The sequence below is a fragment of the Sporolactobacillus inulinus genome (assembly GCF_006539285.1).
GTDB lineage: Bacteria > Bacillota > Bacilli > Bacillales > Sporolactobacillaceae > Sporolactobacillus > Sporolactobacillus inulinus.
In genome coordinates this window covers 1-11,799 of record NZ_BJMS01000023.1, presented here as the reverse complement: position 1 = coordinate 11,799, position 11,799 = coordinate 1, and the positions used below count along the sequence as shown (strand labels likewise).

Sequence of the window (11,799 nt, the reverse complement as noted above, 5' to 3'; positions counted from 1 at the left end):
ACTTCAACATCTGAAACAACAAACGTGTAAAATAGATTGAAACAATTAGGAGCTCGAAGCAATGGCAGCATTCAATATACCTGTGCAAAAAAATCAACAGCTTGAAGTCACCTTCAACGACCTGACTCAAGACGGTTCCGCCGTGGCCAAGGTCGACGGTTATACACTATTTATTCCCGGTGGACTGCCTGGCGAAAAAGCAAAAATTCAAGTCATCAAAACGAAAAAAGGTTACGGTTACGGCCGCTTGATTGAACGGACTGAGACAAGTGACCGCCGCACAGAAGCACCATGCCCATACTATCCGCAATGCGGCGGCTGCTCCATTCAACATATCAGCGCCGCGGGTCAGCTTGCCTACAAACGGGAAATCGTTCAGAGCGCTTTAGAACGGATTGGCGGACTATCCGCTATCCCAGTTGAACCAACGCTTGGCATGGACGAACCGTGGCGTTACCGCAACAAAATTCAAGTACCGGTCGCCATACAAAACGGCAAATTCGCCTTCGGTTTTTACAAAACGCGCAGCCACGAGATCGTCACCATGGATCACTGCATGATCACCGATTCACCGATCGATGAAATCGTACAATCTGCACGCAAGATCGCTGAAGAACATCACATCATGCCCTATGACGAAACGAAGCATCGCGGCGTGCTGCGCCATGTCATGGCACGCGTTGGCAAGAAAACCGGCGAAGTGATGGTCGTCTTTGTCACGCGCGGCGAAGAACTCCCGCACCGCAAAACGCTGATTAAGGCACTCACTGAGCGCTATCCGCAGATCAAGTCGATTGCCCAAAATATCAATACAAAGCGCACCAACGCGATTTTCGGCAACGAAACGAAAACACTCTGGGGCCGTGACACGATCTACGACCAAATTGGCGACGTCACTTTTGCCATTTCGGCGCGATCATTTTTCCAGGTTAACCCTACTCAGACCGACGTCCTTTACGGGAAAGCCTTGGAATATGCCGGACTGACCGGAAAAGAAATGGTGATCGATGCCTATTGCGGTATTGGCACGATTTCCCTGTTTCTTGCAAAACAAGCCAAACACGTCTACGGCGTCGAAATTGTTCCCGAAGCGATCGAGGACGCGCGGAAAAACGCTGAAATCAACAAGATAACTAACGCCACCTTTGAGGCGGGTAAATCAGAAGACGTCATCCCCAAATGGCGCGACCAAGGCATTGAACCGGATGTCATTGTCGTTGATCCGCCACGCAAAGGCTGTGACGCCTCACTGATCGACACAATGATCGCCATGCAGCCGCAGCGGATCGTCTATGTCTCCTGCAACCCGGCAACGCTCGCACGCGATCTGAAACTGCTGACAGCAGGTGGATTCGAGATCAAAAAAGTGCAGCCTGTGGATATGTTTCCGCAGACGATGCATGTGGAGTTGGTGGTGCAACTCATTTTAAAATAGTAGAAAACTTGCCCAGTCTTAAGACTGGGCTAAAGTCTTTAAGTGGCACTTAATTTAATAGGGGTTGGAAATTTGTGATTGTAACGGCACAATTATTTCGGAGCCTGTTTTCTTCTTAAGTGTTATAAGCACCTGAACATCTACTCTATTGTATGATAATTCTTTTTGAATGAATTATAATAAAAGTAAAGGTATTGGTAGGAGGAGGGCTGGATAAAATGAAATGGCAAGAAGCGAGGGAGCTATTTCCAAATCAGTTTCTTTTGGTTTCAATTCTTGATTATCATGAAGAAGGTGACAAGAAAATTGTTGATGAAGTAGCCCCAATAAGAACCATTTCCGAAAAGGATGCAAACAAAGAATTCTTCCGTGCTAAAGAAGGAACTATTGTTTATCACACATCTAATGAAGAATTTGTAATTTACATTCGCAGAGATCCTTTAATGAAAGTGAGAAGAATCTAATGAAGCTTTCATATGATGGGCAACTTATTACAACAACTCTTTATGTGGAATTTCGTGGAATGGCAGTAGAAATTAATGATGTAATTGTCGATACAGGATCTTCTCATACAGTAATTAACCCGGATATTTTGGAGAAAATTGGGGTTAGATATGAAAATGGGGACGTGATTTATGAAGCTTATGGGATAGGTGGAACTGTTCCGTTTTATACAAAAGTTATGGACAATATTAAAATTGATACATTTTCTATTAAGAATTTTGAAATAGATATAGGAATGTTGCCTAATAATCACAATGGATTACTAGGGTTAGATATTTTAAAATCATATAACTTTACAATTGACCTAGAAAACTTGGAGTTAAATCCTTCGAATTAAAGTTTGGTGCCTGTCAGAGCGACCGAGCTTAGGTCGTAACATTTAGCGGGTGGGATTCCCGTCGAGTAAGGTTAGCCACCCACTCGTAGCGAGTTTTGGAGGATAGGAGGTAACTCCTATCTTTAAGCGTAAACAGTTAGATGATTCGATAAGTGACAGGCACCGAAATGACTATTTCATTATGCCTCGCTCAAAAAGCAGGACATGTTTATGGGGTTGAAATTGTTCCTGAAGCGATAGAAGATGCAAAGAAGAATGCCGAATTAAATCAAATAACAAATGCCACTTTTAAAGCAGGACAAGCAGAAAAAGTCATCCCAGAATGGTATGATCAAGGGATAAAAGCTGATGTCATTGTCGTAGATCCTCCGCGAAAAGGCTGCGATGAAGCCCTTCTTCAAACCATGATCGACATGAAACCGAAACGAATTGTGTATGTGTCTTGTAATCCAGCGACATTGGCAAGGGATTTAAAAGTGTTAGAAGCAGGTGGATTTAAGACTGTTGAAGTGCAGCCGGTGGACATGTTTCCGCAGAAGATGCACGTGGAGACAGTCGCACTGCTACAAAGGAATTTGTCTAACTAAAAAATAAATCTCTCAGTCAAAATAAACAATTCCCGACTCAGACCCTGATTAAAATAAACTTTTCTGATTTCGGGGTCCTTTCTCTACTATCACTTGCCCTGCCTTGATTTTGCCTTCAACCAACTTTCTGAAGACTTTTAGCAAAGTTAGGAGCTTGAACCCCAGATCATATTTTTAAAATATTGGTAAGTTAAATTGTGAATAACTAGGATAACATTAAGTACCATCCCGGTGTTTCAAGTTAATTTTGACAGGTCACCGATCATTATCGGATAACAATATATGGTCTCATCATCTCATAATCCTCGTGCTCCAAGATATGGCAGTGCCATATATATAACCCGGTAAATGGTCCGAACTGCATGATTATTCGAGTAACTTGCTTCGGATTAGCTCGAACGGTATCTTTCCATCCTCGTTCTTGTGGTTCTGGTGGCATTGCCGGACCTGTATAGTCGATAACCTTCTCCTTGTTAAACGTATCAACATCGAAATTTCTTCGGTCAAGTATTTGAAAATCAATTAAGTGAAGATGAATTGGGTGTGAATCATCAGTTACGTTGATGAGGTACCATATTTCGGTTGCCCCTAATTTTGGATTTTCTGATATGGGTGCATCCCAAGGTTTATGATCCAATAGCATCCATTCACGACCGTACTGATCCATAGTATCATTTAATGTTAGGTATCTTATCCTCGAAACTGACTGTTCTTTTATTTTTGGAACAGGTATTAGATTAGCTGGAATTGTACTCGTGTCAACACTTGATAAAGGAAGAGTTACTCTAAATTGCATCACTTGACCAACCGTATTTGGATCCGGTTTGTCACCCCCTGGAAAGGGAGCGGGGGCATCATTTGTCATGATAATATTCTTCCCCTCTAAATTGGTAAAATCAATGATCACATCTGCCCTTTCTGCAGGGGCTAACATGATTTCCTTGATACCAATTGGATAGTCTAACAACCCTCCATCAGTCGCAATTTGATACATAAGTTGTCCAGAATCAAGCTTAATCCTATAGAAACGCGTGTTGGATGCGTTTAAAAGCCTAAAGCGGTATTTACGTGGTTCCACTTTTAAATAAGGCCATACTTTTCCATTTACGAGAATCGTATCCCCAATAAATTCAGGAGTAATCGACGTTTCTAATTCAGGAATCGGTTTCTCTGGTTGCTTCGGGTAGTAAAGCGAACCATCCTTATTAAATGTTCGGTCTTGAATCATAAGAGGAATCTCATAGTTCCCACTCGGTAAATTCAATGAACGTTCCCGATTTTCTCTGATAAGATAGAATCCTGCTAAACCTGCATAAATATTTAGCCGCGTAATACCAAGCGTATGGTCATGATACCATAACGTGCAGGCATGATTGCAATTATCATATCGATATATTTGCTTTCTAAAATATGGCCCCACGTGTTTGAAGCCCTTTGTAAACCAAGCCTCTGGGTAGCCATCGCTTTCCCATTCAACGCAAGCACCGTGTACGTGCACGACTGTTCTTACATCAGGCACGTCCTGATGGGCACCATGAACCGTATAATCGATTGGAAAAAGATGCTTATCAGGAAGATTGTTCATCCATTTAATCAACACTTTTTCGCCACGTTCGACTTCAATTGTAGGCCCTGGATAGCCATCTTCGTACCCCCAAACAGTTGAGTCATTTAACTGACGATGAAGTGATTGACGGAATTCAGTCATAGTTACTTCGTAATAAGTATAAAACGGATCTTTCCATCGAGGTTTTAAAATAGGTGGGATGGGTAGTTCGTCTACAAATTTAGAGAGAATCATCATTCATCTCCTTAATAACAGACCGTAATGTCAACACGTTTCTATAAATAAATCCTTGATTTAAAAGCAAGTCATGGGTATCAAAGGTTTAATCATCTGAGGGCGACTGAATAAAAGTCGTTTTAAAATCGTTTAAATGGATGACTTTGATCCTTTTGATCCATGGTAACCTCCTATAGAAATAATTTTCTTCTATAGAATGTTTATGTTGTTCACGACAAATATAGTAAAAAAAGTGGTAAAAAGTTGTTTGCTTTCAGCACAGGTAAGCGTCAAACCCTGCACATCTTTTGCACAGGCCAGTGCGGTTATCTACAGTGTTGTGGAGACAGCGAAAGAAAACGGATTGAATCCCTTCAAGTATCTGTCTTGCCTTTTTCATCCACGGATCTGATGAATCAACTCCTTCCCTGGTCAACAGCCATCCCGGAAGATTGTCGCGTCTCCTCATCTGCTAAATAAATCATATAACGAATCCCCATCTGGTTACAGGTGGGGACTATTGACGCTTACCGTTGTACCCTCAATGATTAACTTATTTAATGGAATTTCTGGTTGAATAGGACCTTATGATGATGTCACCTCTCCACCATTAACATGAATGGTTTGGCCAGTAACAAATCTGGAATCGTCGGAGGCAAGAAAGACGTACGCTGGCGCAAGCTCAAATGGTTGGGCCATTCTCCGCATCGGATTACTGGCACCCAATATCGCGACCTGATCTGCAGAATACGTTGACGGCTGGAGCGGAGTCCAGGTTGATCCTGGTGCTACAGCATTGACCCGAATTCCCTTACCTATAAGATTATTGGCCAAAGCACGAGTAAAGCCAATATTCGCTGCCTTCGTTGATGTGTAATCAATCAATTGTGCAGGACCTTCAAAAGCCACAACCGAAGATGTATTAATAATTGAGCTACCTGGTTTCAAATGGGGAAGCGCCGCTCGAGTTGTGTAAAAATGAGAATAGATATTCACTTTACAGGTGTCATCGAATTGCTCGTCTGTGATATCGAGTAAACTTGGTTGCTGGAATTGGATACCCACGTGATTAACAAGAATATCCAATCGTCCAAATGATTGAATCGTTTGTTCCACGTTGGAGATACATTGAATTTTATCCCGGACATCACCTGGCAATAAAATGCAGCGCTTGCCGAGTTGTTCGATCCGTGCTTTTGTTCGGTTTGCATCCTCATGTTCATCTAAGTATGAAATAGCAACATCTGCGCCTTCTTTAGCAAACGCAATCGCTACAGCTGCTCCGATACCACTGTCCCCACCTGTGATGAGGGCGACTTTTCCTGTTAACTTCCCACTCCCTTTATAGTTCGGATTTTCAATAATGGGTCGGGGGACCATCAGTCCTTCCACGCCCGGTTGTCGAAGTTGACGTTGTTCAGGGACATTAATCGGAATTTCCTCATAGCGAGTTATGACCCCGTAATTTGGATACATTGGATAATTTCCATCGGTGATACTCTTCTGATTTTTTTGCTCATCCTGCTCCATTGGAGACCTCCTTGCCTTAATAGAAAATACCCTTTTACATTATGTTACATGGGCGTACCCAGTGCATGTTTCAATCCACAATTGTTTACAGCTTGATGAAAGAAGTACTTGCTCTTTATGAGAAGTCGCTGAATAAGGTGTATTAAGAAGTTTAAGAGGAGGTTATTCGCTTGTTTCAATATAGTCCTGAAGTCAAATTATTACTCGTGAATTTTTCAGATGAAAAAGTAGAGATGCTCTATAATGACAATCCTTACACGTGGCCAATGCCGTTAATAGGACCTAGACCGCCTTATTATGCTAATCCTCGTTACGTACAAACCTATCCCATCCTCTAAAGGGGATAGTAAAATGTATTTAGTTTTATTCACCTATAATTTATTGTGTAATAACACGGGTCTTGGATGTAGACTATGGACCTGCTCTGGGAATTTATATAATAGGGCTAGGACTTGTCAAAGGATGGCGTACTAAGGAATTAAAAGATGTCTTTAATTTTAGAAAGACTAAATATTTGTATGAAAAATATAGATCTAAAGATTCTTTAATGGAGTATTTGTCTCTATTCCTAGTTTTTTTTAAACTCTCTTTTAATCAGTAATACGTCTTACACTGCTTTTGAATATATTTGGCCTTTCTTTCTTGTTGCAGCATTATATCGCTTTATATTTTGGGGTATAACACGAGCAATCAGGACTGGAAACTAACTTAACCGTGTAAAAGCCAATGTTCAATGAGATGACAATATATAAAAATACTATAAATATGATTTATGTACTTAACTACACTACATATAAGACCGTAAATCATATTATTCCATTGAAGGGCCATTTAATAGAATAAGGCGAAAGGAGAATCCTCTCCTGTTAAAGAAACAGAGGGCAGATTTTTTTTCTGCCCTCTGTACCTTTAGTTGCTGAAGTAATGTCCTTTTTCGAGATCTGGAATGAGCTTAGGATGCACTGGCTGCCATCCCAAGCGTTCCTGAGTCAGCGCACTCGACGTTGGGTTGTCAGCCGACACAAAGGCGCCGAGCCATCCGAAGTGGGCGTCCGCCTCCTCGCGGGAAATGCTGACCACCGGCAGGTTCAGGTGACGACCGATGACACCGGCGATGTCACGGAATGGCACTCCCTCATCAGTGACCCCGTGCAGCCGTGAACCCCCTGGGGCGGCTTCCACAGCCAACCGGAACAGACGCGCCGCATCGAGGCGATGAACGGCCGGCCAGCGGTTGTAACCGTCGCCGATGTAGGCCGAGACGCCTTTGTCGCGAGCAATGCCGATCAAGCTCGATACGAAGCCGTGATCGCCAAGGCCATGAACGGAAGGTGCGAGACGGACGAGCGATGACCGTACCCCACGCTCAGCCAGCGCGATAACCACGTTCTCCGCTTCGCCCCTGGGTACTGAGTTGTCGACCACATCCTTTTCCGTCCCGATTTGCCCTGGCGGAAGTACGTATGTGAGCATCAATGTTCCCGAGGTGATCACGAACGGTTTGCCTGTACCCTCAAGTACTTCCCCCATTGCCTTGACGGCGCGTAGGTCGTCTGAGATCGCCTTGCCGTAGTCTGAGAAGTCGTGCTTAAATGCTAGATGAATGACGCCGTCCGCAGCAGAGGCACCGCTGCGAAGGCTGTCAAGATCGTCGAGGGAACCGCGGTGCACCTCGGCCCCTTCAACCTTTAATGTATCGGCAGATTTGTCTGAACGAGCAAGGCCAATGACCTGATGCCCTGCCTCGATGAGTTCACGGACAACTGCAGTTCCGATGAATCCTGTCGCTCCTGTAACAAAAACACGCATGTTCTTACCTCCTTTGGATATTTCTATAAAGATGTTCGGCTACAAAAAGAATTATACAACACGGAATTAACAAAGTAAACTAATTTAATTAAATTGGTTAATTTAATAATCGATGTAAAATACGTTTGTGATAACAAAGCGATGTCGGTATAATATAACTGTCAAAGGAGGTTTCATTCGTGAGAAAACCCGTGAGCGTCGATCAATATATTGAAAAAATAAAACCTGTTATAAGAAGAAACAAATTCAGCCAATTAAAAATAGACGAGATCGCAAAATATATGGATATTAGCAAAGTGACACTTTATAAGCATTTTTCATCCAAAGATGAAATCATTCAACGGGTTGTCATGTATTATATTAATTACTTGCAAGGGGCTGATACCTTTGTAAAAGATGATTCTGTCTCTTATGTTGAACGCTTTCAAATGACGTTTTTGCAATCGTTGATATGTGTAGCTTTTATATCTGATTTGTTCTTAAATGATCTCAAAGAATTTTACCCGCACCATTTTGAGGATCTTGCAGCTGCGCAACAAAGTCGAATTAAAAATTTACAAACCTTTTTTGAATCCGGAATGAAGCAGAAGATATTCAACAAATTGAATGCGGTGTTGTTCATGGTTCAAGACGACGCTGTGTTGCGGCGTTTCATGGAACACTCATTTTCAATTCAGTATGATGTTACCTTGAAACAAGCGATTATGGATTTTTATAAAATGAAAGAATATCAATTGCTTAAGCCTGAACATTTAGATACCGTAGATGATTCCGTTATTGAAAAAGAGGTTTCTAAAGTTTTACAAACCATTTCATAATCCTGTTCGCACCCGTAGTATGTCTTCAGCAATAGGGCGCAATTCTGCAATAAGAATTGCGCTCTTTGTTCATGATTTTTGGGAGACCTGAAGCGGCAATTGCTAAAAAGCTTTCGATTCCATTCGCAGGGTCGCAAATGGCAAAGGACCGAGTCCAACCCCTGCTAAAAACAATGGGCGGACACGGTCTCTTCGCCTGTCGCTCCATCGATCGCCACCAGTGGATGGAAGCCGATGGTGCCGTAACCGATCTCAGAGCAAATTGCAAAAAAGCTTGGCGGCGGTATCACGGTAAAAAGTAGACCAGGGGAAGGCAGCACGTTCACGCTCCGCCTGCCTGTTCAATTTATTGCTGATCAGATGAGCAAGCAATAAATGAATGTGTGGAAACACTGAGTAACGAACACGGGCTGTTTCATGACTTTGTTTTATTGAAAGGTAACAAAACATTATTGAAATACAATAAAAATACGCCTATGTGGCAATCCGGGTGACGCTCGATGTCATGATGGCAAAAAGAAAGATGAGTGTGACCGAACTGTTCGAACGGGTAGGTATTTATAATGGCGAATAGATCAATTTTGAAAAATGGAAAAGCCAGAGCAATCTAGTTTGACACGCTGAACAAAATATGCCGGCCAGCCGGGGATATTCTTGAGTTTACGGATGAAACCTGAAACCTGACTTTTTCCTGAAAACCCGAAGTCAAAGTCTTGGTTGAGCCAAATGACATCGATAAGTGAGATCGTTTCGAACACGTTTTTGTCTACATGAAAACAGCTGATGATTTTGACAAATATACGCGTACAAAAAAGAGGAGAAAAAGTCATGTAACTTTTCCTCCTCAACATATATTTAGGCGTATCTCATTATCAGTCATGTAAAATCTTTTTCATTTTTTTGTACTCATCTTCCGTGATCTCGCCTCGGGCAAATCGTTCTTTTAAAATTGATTCGGCATGATCGCTGGTGTTCGAATGGTGATTTGAATTTTTGATTAAGGAAATCACCAGATAAATTACGACAATAAAGAGTGCGAGTTGTAAAAGCCACCCGATGAACCCCATACCTATTCCGAATCCACCCATCATACCGTTATTCCATCCCATCATATCTACCACACCTTTCTTCTTTATCATTTAATGGAAGAACCTGCTTTTTCATTTAAAGGCTTTACTCTGATTTATTATCGTTTGAGGGATCTGTTACATCGTTCGAATGATCATCGGTATAATTGACTTCTGTCACCATACCGGCCGATGCATGATGAAGATCATGGCAGTGAAACAGCCAGTTTCCGGGGTTATCTGCCAGAAAGGCGACTTCATCGGTTTCTCCTGGTTTCACATTTAACGTATCTTTATAAATCGGTGAACCGGTTACTGGTTTGCCATTTTTACTTAGTATTTGGAAGAAGTGACCATGCAGGTGCATCGGATGATTATTCATAGGATCACGATTGACCAGTTTAACCTTTACACGATCCCCCCTTCTGACCTTAATCGGATCGAAATTCGGGAAGGTCTTCCCGTTAATGGTATAGATCATCCCATTGTTGTCCATGCCAGCGTTCAAATCCATCGTGTAGTTCACATCGTACTTCTGGTTCAAAGTAAACGTCGGTTTTGCGTTCGCCCCGTATTGATCGAAGTTGATTGCCGGCAGAGACGAGTCGGGATTAGGCCGATCGGTTGTTGTCTTGCTCCCCGCATAGTCAATAACGGTTTTCATGCCGTCCGCAGCCTTTGTGGTTCCTTGATCTTCAATGTACCATTTCCCCGGATTGTCGGCAATAAAGGAAACATCATAGCGTTCACCAGGTGCAACAGGAATGACCTGATTCTTGACAGCCTGAGGATTGTTAATCGGCTGACCGTCGGTGGCGATGACTCTGATGCTATGGCCATGGATATGAATATCATGCGGGAGATAGCCTGCATTAATGAAGCGAAGCCGGACATTATCCCCTTTTTTAACGTCCAGTGGTTTCACGGAGTGACCGCTTTTTCCATTAATCGTATACAGGTCATACATGCTCATATTATCTTTCATCATGTTTCCGGACATGTCTATGTTCCCCATATCCATCCTATCACGGTCATGATCCGAATCGTTCCTATTCATGCCGGGCATATGATTCATTCCTCCAGAGTCTTTGTTGTCTTTTTGGCTGTTTCCCTGAGTCATAGACGCGATTTGACGGTTAATCTGACGTTTATCGGTCACCCATTCATCCAGCATCAACGTGTAATCCCTGTCATACTTTTCTTCGGGCTCTTCGACAACAAAAGCGCCATATAATCCCCGATCCACCTGATTCACTGAGTCCTGGTGTGAATGATACCAGTAGGTTCCTGCTTTGTCGGCGACGAACGAATAGGTAAAATTCTTTCCTGGTGCAACGGCATCCTGCGTCACACCTGGTACGCCGTCCATTTTATTTGGGACTGGATAACCGTGCCAGTGTATGGAAACAGGTGAGGGGAGCTCATTTTTAAGCGTGACACGCACTTTCTCGCCTTTTTTCACGCGAATTTCCGGTCCGGGAGCCGATCCATTAAACGTCCAGACCGGAACGGTGACGCCACTGCTTAACTTTTGTGTCCCCTTTTTGGCAACGAGCGTAATATTTGGTCCCTTTATTATTTGGGGTGATTGTGATGTCGCGAATTCACTGCCCGCTTCCTGCTGGTCAATCGCTTTATTGCTGTTCTCTGTATTCGCCGAACACGCCGTGATAAGCAGTAATGCGAAACCAGCGACCGCAACGAAAAGCAACTTTTTCATGAGTGATAACTCCTTATCTGGTTTCCATCAGTGTAGCGTATAAATGTGGGGAAACTGTGAGGATTGAAAAGTGACGGAACAAAAAATTGAATAAAAGTATAAGCATATGAAGGCGCAACCGATACCGAGTTTTTAGTCACATCAACCCGGCACTGTTTTCTCTAAACGACTTGAAGCATTTTCAATATAAGGTATACTAATAGAAAGAA

At 42.7% G+C, this 11,799-nt stretch carries 9 protein-coding genes and 3 pseudogenes; 7 read left to right on the top strand and 5 right to left on the bottom strand.

The window, feature by feature from the left end; translation table 11 throughout:
• Positions 1-61 precede the first annotated feature (61 nt).
• The 4 genes and pseudogenes from rlmD (SIN01_RS04605) to rlmD (SIN01_RS04590) form a co-directional block, all read left to right on the top strand.
• On the top strand, positions 62-1,435 hold the full coding sequence (gene rlmD, locus SIN01_RS04605; protein ID WP_010023862.1) for a 23S rRNA (uracil(1939)-C(5))-methyltransferase RlmD: 1,374 nt from the start codon (positions 62-64) through the stop codon (positions 1,433-1,435).
• 218 nt (positions 1,436-1,653) lie between these two features.
• Positions 1,654-1,899, top strand: a complete 246-nt coding sequence (locus tag SIN01_RS04600) for a hypothetical protein (protein WP_010023864.1) — start codon at positions 1,654-1,656, stop codon at positions 1,897-1,899.
• Positions 1,899-2,276, top strand: a complete 378-nt coding sequence (locus tag SIN01_RS04595) for a retropepsin-like aspartic protease (protein ID WP_010023866.1) — start codon at positions 1,899-1,901, stop codon at positions 2,274-2,276. The genes SIN01_RS04600 and SIN01_RS04595 overlap by 1 nt, the downstream gene beginning before the upstream one ends.
• A 170-nt stretch (positions 2,277-2,446) precedes the next feature.
• Positions 2,447-2,863 (top strand): annotated as a pseudogene (gene rlmD, locus SIN01_RS04590) (23S rRNA (uracil(1939)-C(5))-methyltransferase RlmD); the annotation flags it as partial.
• 265 nt (positions 2,864-3,128) lie between these two features.
• Here rlmD (SIN01_RS04590) and SIN01_RS04585 read toward each other — a convergent pair.
• Positions 3,129-4,664, bottom strand: coding sequence for a multicopper oxidase family protein (locus SIN01_RS04585; protein ID WP_010023868.1), 1,536 nt, complete (start codon positions 4,662-4,664; stop codon positions 3,129-3,131).
• A 292-nt stretch (positions 4,665-4,956) separates the two neighbouring features.
• Here SIN01_RS04585 and SIN01_RS15345 point away from each other — a divergent pair.
• Positions 4,957-5,126, top strand: a pseudogene (locus SIN01_RS15345) (IS66 family transposase); the annotation flags it as partial.
• Positions 5,127-5,231: 105 nt separating this feature from the next.
• Here SIN01_RS15345 and SIN01_RS04575 read toward each other — a convergent pair.
• Both SIN01_RS04575 and SIN01_RS04570 read right to left on the bottom strand, forming a co-directional pair.
• Positions 5,232-6,176 (bottom strand): SDR family oxidoreductase, encoded by a 945-nt coding sequence (locus SIN01_RS04575; protein ID WP_047034894.1) that lies wholly within the window; start codon positions 6,174-6,176, stop codon positions 5,232-5,234.
• 909 nt (positions 6,177-7,085) lie between these two features.
• Complete coding sequence (locus SIN01_RS04570) at positions 7,086-7,985, bottom strand: SDR family oxidoreductase (protein ID WP_037563185.1); 900 nt, start codon at positions 7,983-7,985, stop codon at positions 7,086-7,088.
• Between the two features lie 179 nt (positions 7,986-8,164).
• Between SIN01_RS04570 and SIN01_RS04565 the strand changes: the two genes are divergently transcribed.
• Both SIN01_RS04565 and SIN01_RS04555 read left to right on the top strand, forming a co-directional pair.
• A complete protein-coding gene (locus SIN01_RS04565; protein WP_047034896.1) occupies positions 8,165-8,803 on the top strand; it encodes a TetR/AcrR family transcriptional regulator in 639 nt (212 codons plus the stop codon).
• Between the two features lie 478 nt (positions 8,804-9,281).
• Positions 9,282-9,480: pseudogene (locus SIN01_RS04555) on the top strand (helix-turn-helix domain-containing protein).
• A 195-nt stretch (positions 9,481-9,675) separates the two neighbouring features.
• Here SIN01_RS04555 and SIN01_RS15530 read toward each other — a convergent pair.
• Together SIN01_RS15530 and SIN01_RS04545 are read right to left on the bottom strand one after the other, a co-directional pair.
• Positions 9,676-9,942: an SHOCT domain-containing protein gene (locus SIN01_RS15530; RefSeq protein WP_272947200.1), complete on the bottom strand. Its 267-nt coding sequence runs from the start codon at positions 9,940-9,942 to the stop codon at positions 9,676-9,678.
• A 34-nt stretch (positions 9,943-9,976) separates the two neighbouring features.
• Positions 9,977-11,590, bottom strand: a complete 1,614-nt coding sequence (locus tag SIN01_RS04545; RefSeq protein ID WP_010025153.1) for a multicopper oxidase family protein — start codon at positions 11,588-11,590, stop codon at positions 9,977-9,979.
• Between the last annotated feature and the right edge of the window lie 209 nt (positions 11,591-11,799).

What these genes read in the sequence shown, in the direction of transcription:
- rlmD (WP_010023862.1), top strand. Translation starts at nt 62, where the DNA reads ATGGCAGCATTCAATATACCTGTGCAAAAAAATCAACAGCTTGAAGTC.
- SIN01_RS04600 (WP_010023864.1), top strand. Translation starts at nt 1,654, where the DNA reads ATGAAATGGCAAGAAGCGAGGGAGCTATTTCCAAATCAGTTTCTTTTG.
- SIN01_RS04595 (WP_010023866.1), top strand. Translation starts at nt 1,899, where the DNA reads ATGAAGCTTTCATATGATGGGCAACTTATTACAACAACTCTTTATGTG.
- SIN01_RS04585 (WP_010023868.1), bottom strand. Translation starts at nt 4,664, where the DNA reads ATGATTCTCTCTAAATTTGTAGACGAACTACCCATCCCACCTATTTTA.
- SIN01_RS04575 (WP_047034894.1), bottom strand. Translation starts at nt 6,176, where the DNA reads ATGGAGCAGGATGAGCAAAAAAATCAGAAGAGTATCACCGATGGAAAT.
- SIN01_RS04570 (WP_037563185.1), bottom strand. Translation starts at nt 7,985, where the DNA reads ATGCGTGTTTTTGTTACAGGAGCGACAGGATTCATCGGAACTGCAGTT.
- SIN01_RS15530 (WP_272947200.1), bottom strand. Translation starts at nt 9,942, where the DNA reads ATGATAAAGAAGAAAGGTGTGGTAGATATGATGGGATGGAATAACGGT.
- SIN01_RS04545 (WP_010025153.1), bottom strand. Translation starts at nt 11,590, where the DNA reads ATGAAAAAGTTGCTTTTCGTTGCGGTCGCTGGTTTCGCATTACTGCTT.